The following is a 16614-nucleotide window of genomic DNA, read 5'->3' on the forward strand; positions in this document are numbered from 1 at the left end:
GGGCGCCCCACCCTCACCCCCTAGAACACCAAAATCCCAACCACCCCCCACGACCCCCCACTAGCCCGGCCCGGCCGAGCCCGGCGTGACAGCCGGCTCGGAGACAGCATCTTCTTCAACCTCACCCGAGGGTCCGGCATCCTGCTGCTGGTCATCATGGCCGCCATCGCAGGCTTCCTCGCCTACCGCTCGGGCCTCGCGCTCTCCAAGAACGAGGGCAACTTCTTCACCACCTTCGAGTGGAACCCGGACGCCCCCAAGCCGGTCTTCGGCATCGCCGTCCTCGCCTTCGGCACCATCGTCAGCGCCCTGATCGCCATGGCGATCGCGGTGCCGGTCGCCGTGGGCATCGCGCTGTTCATCTCGCACTACGCTCCGCGCCGGATCGCCCAGCCGTTCGCCTACCTGGTGGACCTGCTGGCCGCCGTGCCCAGCATCGTCTACGGCCTGTGGGGCGTGCTCTTCCTCGTCCCGCACATGAACGGCCTGACCGCGTGGATGGACCAGTACCTCGGCTGGACGTTCCTGTTCGACCAGACCCAGCCCGGTGTGACCCCGCGCAACCTGTTCACCGTCGGCATCCTGCTCGCGATCATGGTCCTGCCGATCATCACCGCGGTCAGCCGCGAGGTGTTCCGGCAGGTGCCGCGGATGCACGAGGAGGCGGCGCTCGCGCTCGGCGCGACCCGCTGGGAGATGATCCGCACCGCGGTGCTGCCCTTCGGCCGCCCCGGCATCATCTCGGCCTCGATGCTCGGCCTCGGCCGCGCGCTCGGCGAGACCATCGCGGTGGCCATCGTGCTCTCCGCCAACAGCGTCCTGTCGCTGCACATCCTGGACCCGGGCGGCGGCACCTTCGCGCAGAACATCGCGCTGAAGTTCAACGAGGCCCAGCCCTTCGGCCGGGACGCCCTGATGGCCTCCGGCCTGGTCCTGTTCGTGATCACCCTGCTGGTCAACGGTGCGGCCCGACTGATCATCGCCCGCCGCAAGGAGTACTCGGGAGCCGGCGCATGAGCACCGTGACCACCACCGCCGCTGCGGCTCCCCAGCTGAGCCGCCGCCTCACCACCGCCCGGCTGCCCAAGTGGGCGCCCGCCGGTGTCGCCCTCCTCTCGATCGGCCTCGGCTGCGCGATCGGCGCGGGCGCGGGCCTGAAGAGCCACATCCAGTGGGGCCTGATCGCCGCCGTGCTGTTCGTGGCGCTGAGCTTCGCGCTCTCCGCCTCGATCGAGGGCCGCCGCCAGGCCAAGGACCGGCTCGCCACCTCGGTGGTCTGGGTCGCCTTCATCCTGGCCGTCGTCCCGCTCGCCGCACTGACCATCTACACGGTGCAGCAGGGTCTGAAGGTGCTGGACGGCAACTTCCTGACCCACTCCATGAAGAACGTGATCTCCTCCGGGCCCGGCGGCGGCATCTACCACGCCCTGATCGGCACCCTGGAGCAGGTCCTGCTGGCCACCCTGATCGCCGCGCCGATCGGCCTGCTGACCGCGGTCTACCTGGTGGAGTACGGCCGCGGCCGGCTCGCCCGCTGGGTGACCTTCTTCGTCGACGTCATGACGGGTGTCCCGTCGATCGTCGCCGGCCTGTTCATCCTCTCGCTGTGGAACATCATGCTCGGGTTCGAGTACTCGGGCTTCTCCGGCAGCCTGGCGCTGGCCATCCTGATGATGCCGGTCGTCGTCCGCTCGACCGAGGAGATGCTCAAGCTCGTTCCGAACGAGCTGCGGGAGGCCTCGTACGCCCTCGGTGTGCCCAAGTGGAAGACCGTCCTGCGGGTCGTCCTGCCGACCGCGATCGGCGGCATCACCACCGGCATCATGCTGGCGGTGGCCCGTATCACCGGCGAGACCGCGCCCGTGATGATGCTGGTCTTCGGCGCCGACGCCATCAACAGCGACCCGTTCAACGGACCGCAGCAGTCGCTGCCGCTCTACATCTGGCAGCAGTACTCGATGGTCAACAACGACTTCGGCTATGCCCGTGCCTGGGGTGCCGCGCTGGTGCTGATCGCCTTCGTGATGGGGCTCAACCTCATCGCCCGGGGCGTCGCCCGCTGGCGTGCGCCCAAGGGCGGACGCTGACCCCGACTGACGTACGAGAAGACGAGAAGAGACGAAAGATCATGGCCAAGCGCATCGACGTCAGCGGACTGTCCGCCTACTACGGCTCCACCCGCGCCATCGAGGACATCTCGATGACCATCGAGCCCCGCTCCGTGACGGCCTTCATCGGCCCCTCCGGCTGCGGCAAGTCCACCTTCCTGCGCACCCTCAACCGCATGCACGAGGTCATCCCCGGCGCCCGCGTCGAGGGCAAGGTGCTGCTGGACGACGAGAACCTGTACGCCTCCAACATCGACCCGGTCGCCGTCCGCCGCTCCGTCGGCATGGTGTTCCAGCGGCCGAACCCCTTCCCCACCATGTCGATCTACGACAACGTGGTGGCCGGCCTCAAGCTCGCCGGCGTCCGCAAGAAGTCCGTCCTGGACGGCGTGGTGGAGAAGTCCCTCAAGGGCGCCAACCTCTGGAACGAGGTCAAGGACCGGCTCAACAAGCCCGGTGCCGGCCTCTCCGGCGGCCAGCAGCAGCGCCTGTGCATCGCCCGCGCCATCGCGGTCGAGCCCCAGGTCCTGCTGATGGACGAGCCCTGCTCGGCGCTCGACCCGATCTCCACCCTCGCCATCGAGGACCTGATCGGCGAGCTGAAGTCCCAGTACACGATCGTGATCGTGACGCACAACATGCAGCAGGCGGCCCGCGTCTCCGACCGCACCGCCTTCTTCAACCTGGCGGGCGTCGGCCAGCCGGGCAAGCTGATCGAGCTGGACGACACCCAGCGGATCTTCTCCAACCCGTCCGTCCAGGCCACCGAGGACTACATCTCCGGCCGCTTCGGCTGATCGGACCGGCTCTCCGGAGCCCCACCTGCTGCTTCGCGGTGCTGCATGGCGGTGCCGCCGCGAAGCGAAGGGCCCGCCCCCGTGATGTGGGGGCGGGCCCTGCTCCGTTTGGCGGCCGTGGCGGCGGCCGTCAGAGGAGGAGGAGATCGATGATCCCGTACATCGCCGCGGCGACCAGCGCGGCGGCCGGCATGGTGATGAACCAGCCCATCACGATGTTCTTGGCCACGCCCCAGCGGACCGCGCGGACCCGCTTGGTCGCACCGACGCCCATGATCGCCGAGGTGATCACGTGGGTGGTGGAGATCGGCGCCGCGTAGACGAACGAGGTGATGTACATGACCGCGGAGGCGGTCGCCTCGGCGGCGAAGCCCTGCGGCGGGTCCAGCTCGATGATCTTGCGGCCGAGGGTGCGCATGATGCGCCAGCCGCCCGCGTAGGTGCCCAGCGAGAGCATCGTCGCGCAGGAGATCTTCACCCAGATCGGGATGTCGTTGCCGGACTGGTGGCCGGAGATGGTGAGCGCCAGGACGACCACACCCATCGTCTTCTGGGCGTCCTGCAGACCGTGCGCCAGGGCCATGGCGGCCGCGGAGGCGGTCTGCGCGACCCGGAAGTTGCGCTTGGCGCGGTGCGGGTTGGCCCGCCGGAAGATCCAGAGGATCCCCAGCATCACCAGGAAACCGCCGATCAGGCCGACCACCGGCGACAGGATCATCGGGATGATGATCTTGTCGACCACACCGCTCCAGATCACCTCGGTGCCGCCGGCCAGCGCCGCGCCCACCATGCCGCCGAACAGCGCGTGCGAGGAGGACGACGGGAGGCCGAAGTACCAGGTGACCAGGTTCCAGGTGATCGCGCCGACCAGCGCCGCGAACAGGATCGCCATGCCCTGGCTGCCGCTCGGGGTCTCGATGATCCCGCTGGAGACGGTCTTCGCCACCCCGGAGCCCAGGAAGGCGCCGGCCAGGTTCATCACCGCCGCCATCGCCAGCGCGGCCCGGGGCGTCAGCGCCCGGGTCGAGACCGAGGTCGCGATGGCGTTCGCGGAGTCGTGGAAGCCATTGGTGTACGTGAAGAAGAACGCCACACCGACGGTGGCGATCAGTGCTGCCGTGTCCACGCGGTCAGGACTCCTTGACCGCGATGGTCTCCACCGTGTTGGCGACGTGCTCGAACGCGTCGGCGGCCTCCTCCAGGACGTCGACGACCTGCTTCAGCTTCAGCACCTCGATCGCGTCGTACTGGCCGGAGAAGAGGTGGGCCAGCAGCTTGCGGTGGATCTGGTCGGCCTGGTTCTCCAGCCGGTTGATCTCGATCCAGTACTCGGTGAGGTTCTGCATCGACCGCAGGTTGGGCATCGCCTCCGCGGTCAGTTCCGCGGCCCGGGCCAGGACCTCGATCTGCTGCTCCACGCCCTTCGGGAGGGTCTCGATGTCGTAGAGGACGACCAGGTCGACGGCCTCCTCCATGAAGTCCATGATGTCGTCCAGCGAACCGGCGAGGGTGTAGATGTCCTCGCGGTCGAAGGGCGTGATGAAGGAGGAGTTCAGCTGGTGGAAGATCGCGTGGGTGGTGTCGTCGCCCGCGTGCTCGGCGGCGCGCATGCGCTCGACGATCTCCGCGCGGGCCGACACGTCTGATCCCAGCAGTTCCAGAAGGAGCTTCGATCCCACGACGAGGTTCTCCGCCGCAGCGGCGAACATGTCGTAGAAGCTCGTCTCCTTCGGGGTCAGGCTAAAACGCACCGAAATCTCCGATGTGCGGGGTAGGGACCCAACGACTCTAGGCGCTGATCGTCCCGGGTGTGCAAACGGGGTGTTGACGCGGTCCCCCAGTCTGGCGGATCACCCCGGGTATTGCTCCCGCCGTGCACGGGGAGATCCGGTGCCCGCCCGGCCGGCGGAACAGACCGGAGGGCCGAGGTGTTGGACACTGGAGGTCCAGGCACGGCGAGCAGGGAGACGGCGGAGGTCCGGATGACCACGATTCAGACGCGCACCCAGGGCCCGGAGCCGGAGGCCGTCCCGGACACCGACGACGTCACCGCGGAGGCGGGCGCCCACCACCACGGCCCGCACGGGTACAGCGCACAGAAGAACGAGCACCTCAAGCGGCTGCGCCGGATCGAGGGCCAGATCCGCGGACTCCAGCGGATGGTCGACGAGGACGTCTACTGCATCGACATCCTCACCCAGGTCTCGGCCGGCACCAAGGCGCTGCAGTCCTTCGCCCTGTCGCTGCTGGAGGAGCACCTGCGGCACTGCGTCGCCGCCGCCGCCGAGGAGGGCGGCGCCGAGCTCGACGGCAAGGTCGCCGAGGCGACGGCCGCCATCGCCCGCCTGCTGCGCACCTGACCGCCGCTCAGCCGGGCGGCCCGGCCGGGCCAGCGGTCGGGTGCGGCCGGGGCCAGCGGTCGGGTGCGGCCTCGGCCGGGGTGCCCGGCCCTGCCACCCCGTCCAGCAGCACCCGGTCGATCTGTTCGTTGGCCAGCCGCTCGTCGGCGCTGGCCGACGCGGCGATCATGAGCTCGCCGGCCAGCTCGATCTCGTCGAGCGCGGTCTTGTCGTGGCCGCCGGCGCGGCCGTCCGAGGACGCCACCTTCTGCACCACCCCTCCAGCGCCGCCTCCCGCCCAGGGCGGCAGAAACCCCACCCTCCAGGGTAGGGAGCGGCGGCGCCGCACCCCATGGCACGGACGGGCCATCTCTGCCCCCGCAGGCACTATCCGCGGCCGCCCCGGATGGTGCGGCCGCTACTTCGCGGGCGCCGAGGCCTTCATCGAGTAGATCTCCGAGGCCGCCGGCTCGGCCGCGTCCACCGGCTTGCCGAAGTCGACCAGTGAGGTGGTCGAGACCACCTTGACCTGGTCCTTGGCCTCCTTGGAGCCCGCCACCCCGGCGAAGGCGAAGGTCTCCACCACCTTGCGCAGCCTGCCCTGGGCGTCCAGCCAGGCCTCGTAGGGCACCTGCTTCTGGGTGAAGGTCTGGGCGGCCATCCGCAGGCCGTCCGCGCCGCGGCCGCCGGTGGCCTCGGCGGCCTTGGCGAGGTCCAGGGTGCCCTTGTAGTGCTTGAGCTCCACCCCGTCGACCGTCTCCGAGCCGACCAGGTCCGCCGACTGCGCGCCGCGCAGCGCGCCCGCGGCGCTCGCCGGGTCGGTCGCACCGCTGCTGACCAGGTTGCCGTCGGGCAGCTGCCGGACGTCCAGCCGGACCCACTTGCCCGCGGGGATCTTGGCGCCGCTGTTCTGCAGGTAGACCGTGCCGGGCAGGACGACCTCCTTGATCGTCCCGGTGGTGGCCGCCCCGGGCGGCACGTCGATCTCCAGCCGGCCGATCCGCTTCACGTAGTCGTAGCCGCCGGTGCCGTTGAACACCGCCTTCTTGTCCCCGGACTCCGTGGTCAGCTGGGTCGCGGTGTGCGCCGAACCCGTCCGCCCGGTGATGTCGGGCGCGGACCGCACGGCGGTCAGCGGGTCGGCGGAGAGCTGGTCCGCCGAGGCGTTCTGCGCCTGTCCGCCGCCCCCCGAGCAGGCGGAGAGCGCGGCGGTGAGCACCGCTGCGGCGGCTGCGGTGCGGACGGACTGCGGCTTCTTCACGATCGACACAACCCCCTCGGGCCCCGATGCCCGGCGAGCCGCCGCCCCGGGTGGGCGGAGGCCTCTCCGGCCCAACGAGTTGAGGCCGTGTGGGTTACGGGCATCCGGCGTGCGGAATGCGGCGCGCGCCGGTGTCGGCGCGGACTACCGTGAAGGTGTGCACAGTGAGCTGCCGGTCGGCACCGGCTCGTCCCCGACCGCGGTCCACCGGGTGACGCTCGAGGAACGCGGGTCCTTCTGCTTCGCGCTGTGCAGTTGCGGCTGGTACGCGCCGGGCCGGCGCTCCCGCGACCGGGCCCGCCGGGACGTCGCCGACCACCTCGCGGAGGTCGGCCGGGAGAGCTGACCGCCCGGCCGGCCGGGCCGGGGGCGGGTCAGGCCGCCAGGTCGGAGTCCCGCGCGGTGTCCCGGTCCGCGCCCTCCCGGTCGGCGGACCGCTCGCGCCGCCGGCCGCGGGCCGCCGCCGTGCGCCGCGGGGCGACGACCAGCGGCGCGGCCGCGGTGCGGGTCACCGCGTGGCACAGCGGCACCAGGACGGCCATCGCGATCGGTGCCAGCAGCAGCACCACGGCGGTGGCGAGCGCGTACCCGCCGATCACGTCGGTCGGGTAGTGGACGCCCATGTACATCCGGCAGAAGCCCTGGAGCAGGGCGAGCCCGCCGGCGGCCAGGCCGAGCCGACGGTTCACCAGGTACAGCGCGACCGCGATGCCCATCGACATCGTGGAGTGGTCGCTGACGAAGGAGAGGGTGCCGGCCTTGCCGTCGACCAGCACGGTCAGGTCGGGGTGGTCGACGAACGGCCGGGGGCGGTCGACGATCGCGGAGATCGGCAGGTTGGCCAGCTCGGCGATCGCCACCGCGAGCGGCGCCCAGAGCAGGCCGGCCACCGCGACCGGGGCGTCCGGCCGGCGGCGCGCCCGCAGCCAGGCGGTGAGGCAGAGGGCGGCCAGGCCGAGCAGGATGCCGTACTCGCCGATCCAGGAGACCAGCGAGTCCAGCCAGCCCGGTGCGGACGCGGCCAGCCCGTTGACCGCGCGCAGCAGGCCCAGGTCGGGGTTGCCCGTGTCGGCGAGCAGCGTCGACACGCCGCACCTCCCTGTCAGATCGGCACACACCTGGGCGACCGGTCCGCCCACGGAGCGAGAACGCCATGTGCAGGCCACAGGGTTCCACGAAGATCGCGCGTTATGGAAACTTGACTCACCGTCCACCCCGCGCGCACACCCGCGGGCCGACGGCGGCTCAGCCGGCGGCCGGCGCCCTGCTGCCGGTGATGGTGCCGTCGCCGTTGCGGACGGGCAGGGCGCCCGCGCCGTCGCTGGTGACCCGGGTGGCGCCGATGTAGTCCTTCTGGTTGATGGTGTCGTAGCGGATCACGGCGCCGGTGTGCGGGGCGTCGATCATGTAGCCGCCGCCGACGTAGATGCCGACGTGGTGGATCGAGCGCGGGTCGCCCAGGTCGGTGGCGAAGAACACCAGGTCGCCCGGGCGGAGCTGGTCGCGGGACGGGTGCTCGCCGGCGTACCACTGGTCGTTGGCGACCCGCGGCAGGGTGATGCCGACCGACTTGAACGCCGCCTGGGTCAGGCCGGAGCAGTCGAACCGGCCGGCCTGCGAGGGAAGGCCCTCGCCACCCCACTCGTAGGGGATGCCGATCTTCGTCTGGGCGAAGTAGATGGCGCCGGCGGCCTGCTGGGAGGCGGCGATGGCGGTGTTGGCGGCGGGCGCGGTGAAGCTGCGCGACAGCGCCTGGATGTTGCGGACGTAGCCCTGGGTCTCCCGGTAGGCCGGCACGCCGCCCGCCTTGATCACCGCGTACGGGCCGGCGTTGTAGGCGGCCAGCATGTTGGCCTGGCGGTCGCCGGGGACGGTGGAGACGTCCTTGGCGAGCGCGCAGTCGTAGCTCGCCGCGGAGGCGATGGCGTCGGCCGGGTCCCAGATGTCGCGCCGGCCGTCGTTGTTGGCGTCCACGCCGTAGGTGGCCCAGGTGGCCTCCAGGAACTGCGCCATGCCGTACGCCTTGGCAGGACTCCTGGCGCCGGGGTCGAATCCGCTCTCCTGGTAGAGCTGCGCCGCCAGCATCGGCGGCGAGATCTCCGGGCAGAGCGTGCCCCATTTCTGGATGAGCGGCTGATAGGCCGCCGGCACGGTGCCGCTGGAGAGTGCGAGATTGTTGCCGGCGGCCGGCGTGGTGCCGCTGGCGGCCAAGGTGCCCATGGTGACCAGGCCCGCGAATCCGATCGTCACAACCGCGGCGGCGGCCGCCGCCGTGCCCGCTCTGCGGAGTACCATCAGCACCATCCCCGACGTGGCGTCAGTTGCGATTGTCCCGGAAGACGTTGCTCAGCGCAATCAACCCAGATACGAAGAGTGAGCGGTATCCTTCGTACGGTGGACATCCTGTCGTACGTGTCCCATGACTCACGACCAATCCACGAGATATAGCCAAGTCGACATCAGATCTGGCCAAGAATAGGTCCTGCCCCTTCGCCCAGACGTGCTCGGGGCCTTGAATTTGCCTGATCGGGCGGTGAGATGGAATGAACCTGAGCAGCGTGGACAGCAGGGTGGTCGGCTACCTGGCCGAGGACCCACCGAAGAAGGCCAACATCGACACCATCATCGGCGGCATCGCCCCGGACTGGGGGCCGTTCGCCAGCCTCGGTTCGGAGGCGCGGGTGATGGTCGAGGTGGTGATGGCCGTGGCCATTCTGGCCTGCCTGGCGATCGCCGTCTGGGGCGCCGCCAAGCAGCGGATCGGCGCCACCGCGATGCGGGACACGTTCAGTGCCGAGCAGGGCAAGGGGCTGATCATCGCGGGACTGACCGGCGTGTTCATCATCGGATCGCTGGGAACCCTGTTCACCATTGTCTACGGCATGGCGATCTGACGATCGTACGGTCGGATAGTCATCCCGGCAGGGCGGCCCGCGCCGCGCTGCCGGCGCAGTCGTGTTCGCGTCACCGGGGCCCGCCGGGCTCCCCGTACCAGGAGGGCCGCCGTGCCGTTGTCCGACGACCAGCCGCACACCCGGACGCGGCTGCCGGTCGGCGAACAGCCCTCCCACCAGATGACCGCACGTCAGCCGAGGCGCCTCCGGACGCTGCTCGCCGTCCTGGTGGTGGTGACCCTGCTGGTGCTCGGCGTGTCGATCGCCAACCGGGACAAGCCCGGCCCGACCGCCGGCGGCACCTCCTCCGGTGACGGCGCCGTGCCCAGCAGCGCCGCCACCGCACCCACCGGCACCAAACCGGTGGACACCACCGCCAACGGCATCGCCACCGGCTTCCCGCACACCGACCAGGGCGCCCAGTCGGCGGCCGCCAACTACGCCACCGCCCTCGGCTCCGCCGACATGTTCCGGGCCGACGGCCGGCACACGGTCGTCGACACGGTCGCCGACCCCACCGCCGCCGACCGGCTCAAGCAGCGCCTGGACGCCGCCTTCGGCACCGAGACCGCCGCCCGCTTCGGCCTGGACGCCCAGGGCCGCCCGCCCAAGGGCCTCACCCTCGTCAGCCGGACGATCCCGGTCGGCACCCGCACCACCAACGGCGCCGACACCGCCACCGTGGTCGACGTGTGGTGCACCGGCCTGACCGGCCTGGCCGGCGCCTCCTCCACCCAGCCCGTCTCCCAGACCTGGTACACCCTGACGATCACCATGCGCTGGACGGGCAGCGACTGGAAGCTCACGGACTTCGCGAGGAAGTCCGGCCCGGCGCCCGTCCCCGGTGACCAGCAGGCCGCAACGGCGGAGGAGATCACCGACGCCGTCCAGCAGTTCGGAGGCTTTCGCTATGCCCGGTGACGGCTCGATGCGACCCCTCGTCCGCCGGGCCGGCACGCTCGGCGGCGCCCTGGCGACCCTTCAGGTGGCGGCGCTGCTGACCGCCTCCCGGGTCTTCGCCGACCCCACCCCCGCCGCCACCGCCTCCCCGACCTGCAACGGCCAGGGCGGCGCCGACTGGCTCGGCGGGAACCAGCTCTGCCCGCCACCGGGCACCACCGGCGGCCTGCCCGGCACGGGCTCCTCCCTGGTCGACCCGCTCGGCTCGCTGGCCAAGAGCTGCGCCCAGGCCGCGGCCTGGGTGGTCCGCAAGCTCTCCGGCGCCATCGACGGCACCACCCAGGTCGACTTCACCAACGCCGCCTTCCTCCAGCAGTACGCCGTGGTGTTCGCCGGATCCACCGTCATCACCCTGGTGCTCTGGCTGCTGGCCGTCACCAAGCGGGCGGTCCGCGGCGCCCCGCTGGCGCAGGCCTTCTCCGAGGCGGTCGGCTTCCTCTGGCTGACCGTGGTGGCCTCGGCGTTCACCCCGCTGATCCTCTACACCGTGGTCTCCGCCACCGACGGGCTGACCGCCGCCATCGCGGCCGGGACGAAGTCCGACACCGGCACCTACCTCGGCGGCTTCGCCGACACCCTGGAGAAGGGCAGCCTCGGCGGCGGCCCGCTGATCCTCGTCATCGTCTCGCTGGTCGCGGTGCTCGCCGCCGCCGTGCTCTGGATCGAACTGCTGATCCGCGCCGCCATGCTGTACGTCGGCGCACTGCTGGGCACCGCGGTGTACGCCGGACTGGTCGACAAGCAGCTGTGGAAGCACGTCCGCCGGTGGGCCGGCCTGATGGTCGCCGTCGACCTGGCCAAGCCGATCGTGGTGATCATCCTCGGGCTGGCCGGCGCGGTCGCCACCGGCGCGGGCGCGAGCGACGACTTCTCCCGGGTGCTTTCCGGGCTCGCCATCCTCTTCCTGTCGATCTTCTCCAGCGCCGCCGTCTACCGCTTCGTGCCGGGCTTCGGCGACGAGCTGCAGACCATGCGCCGGGCCCGGGCCAGCGCCGTCTCGGCCGGCTCGGCGATGATCAACGGCCCGGCCAACCTGGTGAAGCAGGGCATCACCGCGCACGGCTCGCGCGGCGGCCCGCAGACCGCCAACGCCTCCTCCGGGGCCGGCGGCGGCTCGGTCGCCCCCGGCATCGCCGCCCACGCCGGGCGCACCTCCGTCCCGCAGCCCCAGGCCGCCCCGGCTCCCGCCAACAACCCGACGAAGGGGGGCTGACGGGTGAGCAGCGAACCGCAGTTCGGCACCCAGTACGGCCAGCCGTACCTGCACCAGCGCCGCACCTACCTGATCGGCAAGTCGCGGCCCAACGCACCGATCGGACGCAACCGGGAGTCCGGCGAGATCATCCTGATCATCTTCGGCGCCTTCCTCGGCATGATGTGGGGCCTGCTGATGCCGGTCCTGCCGCTGCGGATCGCCGGCCTGGTCGGCTTGCCGCTGCTCGCCATCATGGCCGTCTACGTGCCGTACCGGCGCCGCACCTTCTACAAGTGGGTGGAGATCAACCGCACCTACCGCCGCACCGTGCGCAGCGGCCGGGCGGCATGGCGCTCCGACGTGGTGGACGCGGGCACCCGGCTGGACGGCCGCGAGGTGGAGGTCGGCCCGCCGCCCGGCGTCGGCCGGCTGCGCTGGCTGTCCGCCCCGTTCGGGCCGGACGAGGTCGGCGTGCTGATGCACCTGGAGCGCCGCACCGTCACCGCCGCGATCGAGATCGAGGGCCCCGGCGTCGGACTGCGCGACTCGGAGGACCAGGAGACCCTGGTCGACCGCTTCGGCACGCTCCTCAAGCACGTCGCCAACGGCGACGGCTTCGTGACCCGGCTGCAGATGCTCGCCCGCACCCTGCCCGCCGACCCGGACGCCCACGCCAAGGACGTCGAGCGCCGCGGCGACCACGAGGCGCCGCGCTGGCTCCAGGAGTCGTACGACCAGCTCCAGTCGATGGTCTCCACCTCCTCCGAGCAGCACCGCGCCTACCTGGTCGCCTGCATGCACTACACCCGCGACCTGGCCGCCGAGGCGCACGCGATGGGCCGCACCGCCGACGGCCGCCGCCAGCGCGACGACGAGGGCCTGGCGACGGTGATGGCCCGCGAGCTGACCGACATCTGCGCCCGGCTCGCCGAGGCGGACATCCGGGTCCGCCAGCCGCTCGGCCAGGCCCGGCTGGCCTCGCTGGTGCACTCCATGTACGACCCGGACCACCCGATCGACCACATCCAGGCGATGAGCCGGCGCAACGCCTGGCCGGCCGAACTGGACGCCACCCACCCGCAGATGCTGACCGCCAAGACCCGCGAGTCCGCGACCCGCGAGCCGTGGTGCCACGCCACCGCCTGGATCAAGGAGTGGCCGCTGACCCCGGTCGGCGTGAACTTCCTGGCCCCGCTGCTGGTCCACACCCCGGACGTGATCCGCACGGTGGCCGTCACCATGGACCTCGAACCCACCGACGTCGCCATCGAGCGGATGCTCACCGAGAAGACCAACGACGAGGCGGAGGCCAACCGCTCCGCCAAGATGAACCGCACCGTCGACCCGCGCGACCTCGCCCACACCGGCCGGGTCGACCAGCGCGGCGACGACCTCGCCTCCGGCGCGGCCGGCGTCAACCTGGTCGGCTACATCACGGTCTCCTCCCGCAGCCCGGAGGCGCTGGCCCGGGACAAGCGCACCATCCGCGCCTCGGCCGGCAAGAGCTACCTGAAGCTGGAGTGGTGCGACCGCGAGCACCACCGGGCGTTCGTCAACACGCTGCCGTTCGCGACCGGCATCCGCCGCTGACGAGAAGGGCACCACCATGCTCGGCAACCTCACCGACGCCTTCACCAGCCTGATGTTCGGCAAGGTGGAGACCACCCGGCTGCCCGTCCGCACCTCCACCGGGCAGGCCCAGGCGGTCTACCTGCCGACCGCGGCGCCCGGCCTCGGCGACTCCGGCGTGATCATCGGGCGCGAGGTGTACAGCGGCAAGGGCTACGTCTACGACCCGTTCCAGCTGTACGGCCAGCAGCTGCCCGCACCGCACTGGCTGGTGCTCGGCGAGTCCGGCAACGGCAAGTCCGCGCTGGAGAAGACGTATGTGCTGCGCCAGTTGCGCTTCCGCGACCGGCAGGTGGTGGTGCTGGACGCGCAGGGCGAGGACGGCGTCGGCGAGTGGAACCTGATCGCCAACGCACTGGGCATAAAGTCCATCCGGCTGGACCCGATGGCGGCCCGCGACGGCGGCGTGAAGCTCAACCCGCTCGACCCCTCGATCACCACCACCGGCCAGCTGTCGCTGCTGCGCACCATCATCGAGGTGGCGATGGGGCGGGGCCTGGAGGAGCGGGCCGGCTTCGCCCTGAAGGCCGCACACGCCCATGTGCACGCCACGGTGAGGGACCGCCAGCCGGTGCTGGACGACATCATCACCACCCTGCGCAACCCCGACCTCTCCTCGGTGGAGTCGCTCGGGGTGGGCGTGCAGGACGTGCAGTCCTGGGGCCTGGACGTGGCCCTGGTCCTGGACCGGCTGGTCGACGGCGACCTGCGCGGCATGTTCGACGGCCCGACCTCGGCCGGCATCGATCTGGACGCGCCGCTGATCGTCTTCGACCTCTCGCACATCGACCGGAACTCCATCGCGATGCCGATCCTGATGGCGATCGTCGGCGTCTGGCTGGAGCACACCTGGCTGCGGCCGGACCGGGTGAAGCGGATCTTCCTGGTCGAAGAGGCCTGGCACATCATCAACAGCCCGTTCGTGGCACAGCTGTTCCAGCGCCTGCTGAAGTTCGGCCGCCGGCTCGGCCTCTCCTTCGTCGCGGTCGTCCACCACCTCTCGGACGTGGTCGACGGCGCGGCGGCCAAGGAGGCGTCCGCGATCCTCAAGATGGCCTCCACCCGGACGATCTACATGCAGAAGGCCGAGGAGGCGAGAGCCACCGGACGGGTGCTCGGCCTGCCCCGGTGGGCGGTGGAGATCATCCCCACCCTGTCGCCGGGCATCGCCGTCTGGGACGTCAACGGCAACGTCCAGGTGGTGAAGCACATCATCACCGAGGCTGAGCGGCCGCTCGTCTTCACCGACCGGGCGATGACCGAGGACGCGGTGGCGGAGCGCCAGCGCGCCGAGCAGCAACTGGCGGCCGAGCCCAGGATCTGAGGGCCGGTCGGACGGCCCGGGCACCGGACGGCGGCCGGCGGCCGCGCCAGCGCGCCGAGCCCTGCCCGCGGCCGCCCCGGGGTGCGTCCCGATCAACGGCCGGTCAAGAACCGGCAATCTGTTCGTTACGTCAGATGCCCTGACAGCTACGCGCGTTGACCCTAGGCTGCAACGGTCACGCCACCACGGCCCCGGATCGGCGGGGCCCCGACGGTGCAGGGGTACCCTCATGCCCAGATCCGGTCAGACCGGGACGTTCCGCCGTGCGACGCTGGCCGCCGCCGCGGCGGTCGGACTGCTCGGCACGCTGTTCGTGCCGGGTGTCGCCCAGGCGCACGGCCACCACCAGCCCAGGACCGAGGACCTCCAGCTCCTCGCCATCAACGACTTCCACGGCAACCTGGAGCCCCCGGCCGGCTCCTCCGGAACGGTCAAGGAGATCGACCCGGCGACCGGCCAGACGGTCTCCACCCCGGCCGGCGGCGTGGAGTACCTCGCCACCGCACTGCGCCAGGCCCGCGAGGGCCACCGCAACTCCCTCACGGTGGCCGCCGGCGACATCGTGGGCGCCAGCCCGCTGCTGTCCGGCCTGTTCCACGACGAGCCGACCATCGAGGCGATGAACAAGCTCGGCCTGGACGTCACCAGCGTCGGCAACCACGAGTTCGACGAGGGCTCCAAGGAGCTGCTCCGCCTGCAGAACGGCGGCTGCCACCCCACCGACGGCTGCTACGCCGCAGGCCGGAAGTTCAAGGGCGCCGACTTCCCGTACCTGGCCGCCAACGTGACCAGCGAGAAGACCGGCAGGCCGATCCTCGATCCGTACTGGGTCACCAACGTGCACGGCGTGAAGGTCGGCTTCATCGGCGTCACCCTGGAGGGCACGCCGAACATCGTCACCGCCGAGGGCGTCAAGGGCCTCAAGTTCGGCAACGAGGTCACCACGATCAACAAGTACGCCGCGGAGCTCAAGCGCAAGGGCGTCAACTCGATCGTGGCCCTGATCCACGAGGGCGGCTACCCGGCCAGCCCGGTCTACAACTACGACTGCGGCGCCGCCGGCGCGGGCATCTCCGGCCCGATCGTCGACATCGCCAAGAAGATCGACCCGGCCGTCGGCGCCATCGTCACCGGCCACACCCACAACGCGTACGCGTGCTCCATCCCGGACCCGAACGGCGTGCCGCGCTCGGTCACCAGCGCCGCCTCCTTCGGCCGGCTCTACACCGAGATCGACCTCAAGCTGGACAAGCGCACCGGCGCCATCGTCCGCCCCTCGGTCACCGCCGCGAACCACGTGGTCCGCCGCGACCTGCCCAAGGCGCCGGACATGACCAAGCTGATCGGCTACTACAACACCATCGCCGCGCCGATCGCCAACCGCCCGGTCGGCTACATCGCCGCCGACATCAACGGCCGCGGCTCCACCGACCTCGAGAAGCCGCTCGGCGACGTCATCGCCGACGCCCAGCTGGCCGGGCTGGCCCCGGCCGACAAGGGCGGTGCGCAGGTCGCCTTCATGAACCCCGGCGGCATCCGCGCCGACCTGGTCTACAAGGCCTCCGGCAGCGAGGGCGACGGCGTGGTGACCTACGGCGAGGCGTTCACCGTCCAGCCGTTCACCAACATGATGCAGGTCAAGACGCTGACCGGCGCCCAGCTGATCCAGGTGCTGCAGCAGCAGGTCAGCGGCCTGAACGATGCGGCACCGAAGATCCTCCAGGTCTCGAAGGGTCTCACCTACACGCTGGACATGACCAAGAGCGGCGCCGACCGCGTGCTGGTCGCCTCGGTGAAGCTGAACGGGACCGCGATCGACCCGGCCGCCTCCTACCGGGTCGCCGCCAACGAGTTCCTGGCCGGCGGCGGTGACGGCTTCCCGGCCTTCAGCGCCGGCACCGACAAGCTGGTCGGCGCCTCCGACCTGGACCTCTTCACCGCCTACCTGGGCGCCAACAGCAAGGCCGGCGCCCCGCTCGCCGTCCCGGCCCGGGACCGCATCACCCTGGTCGGCTCCGGCAGCGACCAGGACTGACCGCACCGCACCACCGGCGGCCGGGGGCGGGCACCAGCACGGTGCCCGCCCGATGATGATCTGGCGGGCCAC

General features: G+C 71.2%; 17 protein-coding genes. 11 read left to right on the top strand and 6 right to left on the bottom strand.

The annotated features are described in order from the left end of the window. The first annotated feature begins 156 nt into the window (after positions 1–156). Genes pstC through pstB form a run of 3 tightly spaced genes read left to right on the top strand, consistent with a single transcriptional unit; the run spans position 157 to position 2905 of the window. Entirely contained in the window at positions 157–1017 is an 861-nt protein-coding gene (gene pstC / locus ACFV0G_RS11115) for a phosphate ABC transporter permease subunit PstC (protein ID WP_380545171.1), read from the top strand. Continuing rightward, positions 1014–2087, top strand: a complete 1074-nt coding sequence (gene pstA, locus ACFV0G_RS11120) for a phosphate ABC transporter permease PstA (protein ID WP_380545173.1) — start codon at positions 1014–1016, stop codon at positions 2085–2087. The genes pstC and pstA overlap by 4 nt, the downstream gene beginning before the upstream one ends. Before the next feature lie 41 nt (positions 2088–2128). Further along, positions 2129–2905, top strand: a complete 777-nt coding sequence (gene pstB / locus ACFV0G_RS11125) for a phosphate ABC transporter ATP-binding protein PstB (RefSeq protein ID WP_380545175.1) — start codon at positions 2129–2131, stop codon at positions 2903–2905. A gap of 130 nt (positions 2906–3035) precedes the next feature. Here pstB and ACFV0G_RS11130 read toward each other — a convergent pair whose 3' ends face one another. Together ACFV0G_RS11130 and ACFV0G_RS11135 are read right to left on the bottom strand one after the other, a co-directional pair. Continuing rightward, on the bottom strand, positions 3036–4031 hold the full coding sequence (locus tag ACFV0G_RS11130; protein ID WP_380545177.1) for an anion permease: 996 nt from the start codon (positions 4029–4031) through the stop codon (positions 3036–3038). A 4-nt stretch (positions 4032–4035) separates the two neighbouring features. Continuing rightward, positions 4036–4656, bottom strand: coding sequence for a DUF47 domain-containing protein (locus tag ACFV0G_RS11135; protein WP_380545179.1), 621 nt, complete (start codon positions 4654–4656; stop codon positions 4036–4038). A gap of 231 nt (positions 4657–4887) precedes the next feature. On the opposite strand from ACFV0G_RS11135, the gene ACFV0G_RS11140 reads away from it, so the two are divergent. Then, on the top strand, positions 4888–5265 hold the full coding sequence (locus tag ACFV0G_RS11140; protein ID WP_380545181.1) for a metal-sensitive transcriptional regulator: 378 nt from the start codon (positions 4888–4890) through the stop codon (positions 5263–5265). Between the two features lie 7 nt (positions 5266–5272). Here the strand turns inward: ACFV0G_RS11140 and ACFV0G_RS11145 are convergent, their stop codons facing one another. Both ACFV0G_RS11145 and ACFV0G_RS11150 read right to left on the bottom strand, forming a co-directional pair. Next, entirely contained in the window at positions 5273–5518 is a 246-nt protein-coding gene (locus tag ACFV0G_RS11145) for a hypothetical protein (protein ID WP_380545183.1), read from the bottom strand. A gap of 144 nt (positions 5519–5662) precedes the next feature. After that, a complete protein-coding gene (locus tag ACFV0G_RS11150) occupies positions 5663–6505 on the bottom strand; it encodes a hypothetical protein (protein WP_380545185.1) in 843 nt (280 codons plus the stop codon). Between the two features lie 157 nt (positions 6506–6662). Between ACFV0G_RS11150 and ACFV0G_RS11155 the strand changes: the two genes are divergently transcribed. Beyond that, positions 6663–6851: a hypothetical protein gene (locus ACFV0G_RS11155; RefSeq protein ID WP_380545187.1), complete on the top strand. Its 189-nt coding sequence runs from the start codon at positions 6663–6665 to the stop codon at positions 6849–6851. 28 nt (positions 6852–6879) lie between these two features. On the opposite strand, the gene ACFV0G_RS11160 is transcribed toward ACFV0G_RS11155, so the two are convergent. Further along, the gene (locus ACFV0G_RS11160; protein WP_380545189.1) at positions 6880–7593 is read right to left on the bottom strand and encodes a phosphatase PAP2 family protein; all 714 of its coding nucleotides are present in this window, start codon (positions 7591–7593) and stop codon (positions 6880–6882) included. Between the two features lie 157 nt (positions 7594–7750). Further along, positions 7751–8800 carry an NlpC/P60 family protein gene (locus tag ACFV0G_RS11165; RefSeq protein ID WP_380545191.1) on the bottom strand — a complete coding sequence of 350 codons (1050 nt, stop codon included), beginning with the start codon at positions 8798–8800 and terminating at the stop codon, positions 7751–7753. 248 nt (positions 8801–9048) lie between these two features. Between ACFV0G_RS11165 and ACFV0G_RS11170 the strand changes: the two genes are divergently transcribed. The 6 genes from ACFV0G_RS11170 (at position 9049) to ACFV0G_RS11195 (ending at position 16542) form a co-directional block, all read left to right on the top strand. Next, positions 9049–9399 carry a hypothetical protein gene (locus ACFV0G_RS11170; RefSeq protein ID WP_380545193.1) on the top strand — a complete coding sequence of 117 codons (351 nt, stop codon included), beginning with the start codon at positions 9049–9051 and terminating at the stop codon, positions 9397–9399. A gap of 111 nt (positions 9400–9510) precedes the next feature. Next, the gene (locus tag ACFV0G_RS11175; protein WP_380545195.1) at positions 9511–10320 is read left to right on the top strand and encodes a hypothetical protein; all 810 of its coding nucleotides are present in this window, start codon (positions 9511–9513) and stop codon (positions 10318–10320) included. Then, positions 10310–11572 (top strand): hypothetical protein, encoded by a 1263-nt coding sequence (locus tag ACFV0G_RS11180; protein WP_380545197.1) that lies wholly within the window; start codon positions 10310–10312, stop codon positions 11570–11572. The genes ACFV0G_RS11175 and ACFV0G_RS11180 overlap by 11 nt, the downstream gene beginning before the upstream one ends. A gap of 3 nt (positions 11573–11575) precedes the next feature. Further along, positions 11576–13144 (top strand): SCO6880 family protein, encoded by a 1569-nt coding sequence (locus tag ACFV0G_RS11185; protein ID WP_380545199.1) that lies wholly within the window; start codon positions 11576–11578, stop codon positions 13142–13144. Positions 13145–13160: 16 nt separating this feature from the next. After that, positions 13161–14507, top strand: coding sequence for an ATP-binding protein (locus ACFV0G_RS11190; protein ID WP_380545201.1), 1347 nt, complete (start codon positions 13161–13163; stop codon positions 14505–14507). Between the two features lie 229 nt (positions 14508–14736). After that, positions 14737–16542, top strand: coding sequence for a bifunctional metallophosphatase/5'-nucleotidase (locus ACFV0G_RS11195; RefSeq protein WP_380545203.1), 1806 nt, complete (start codon positions 14737–14739; stop codon positions 16540–16542). The last annotated feature ends 72 nt before the right edge of the window (positions 16543–16614 follow it).

The sequence above is a fragment of the Kitasatospora sp. NPDC059571 genome, assembly GCF_042735675.1.
In the GTDB taxonomy this organism is placed as follows: domain Bacteria; phylum Actinomycetota; class Actinomycetes; order Streptomycetales; family Streptomycetaceae; genus Kitasatospora.

What these genes read in the sequence shown, in the direction of transcription:
- pstC (WP_380545171.1), top strand. Translation starts at nt 157, where the DNA reads ATGGCCGCCATCGCAGGCTTCCTCGCCTACCGCTCGGGCCTCGCGCTC.
- pstA (WP_380545173.1), top strand. Translation starts at nt 1,014, where the DNA reads ATGAGCACCGTGACCACCACCGCCGCTGCGGCTCCCCAGCTGAGCCGC.
- pstB (WP_380545175.1), top strand. Translation starts at nt 2,129, where the DNA reads ATGGCCAAGCGCATCGACGTCAGCGGACTGTCCGCCTACTACGGCTCC.
- ACFV0G_RS11140 (WP_380545181.1), top strand. Translation starts at nt 4,888, where the DNA reads ATGACCACGATTCAGACGCGCACCCAGGGCCCGGAGCCGGAGGCCGTC.
- ACFV0G_RS11165 (WP_380545191.1), bottom strand. Translation starts at nt 8,800, where the DNA reads ATGGTACTCCGCAGAGCGGGCACGGCGGCGGCCGCCGCCGCGGTTGTG.
- ACFV0G_RS11170 (WP_380545193.1), top strand. Translation starts at nt 9,049, where the DNA reads ATGAACCTGAGCAGCGTGGACAGCAGGGTGGTCGGCTACCTGGCCGAG.
- ACFV0G_RS11180 (WP_380545197.1), top strand. Translation starts at nt 10,310, where the DNA reads ATGCCCGGTGACGGCTCGATGCGACCCCTCGTCCGCCGGGCCGGCACG.
- ACFV0G_RS11190 (WP_380545201.1), top strand. Translation starts at nt 13,161, where the DNA reads ATGCTCGGCAACCTCACCGACGCCTTCACCAGCCTGATGTTCGGCAAG.
- ACFV0G_RS11195 (WP_380545203.1), top strand. Translation starts at nt 14,737, where the DNA reads ATGCCCAGATCCGGTCAGACCGGGACGTTCCGCCGTGCGACGCTGGCC.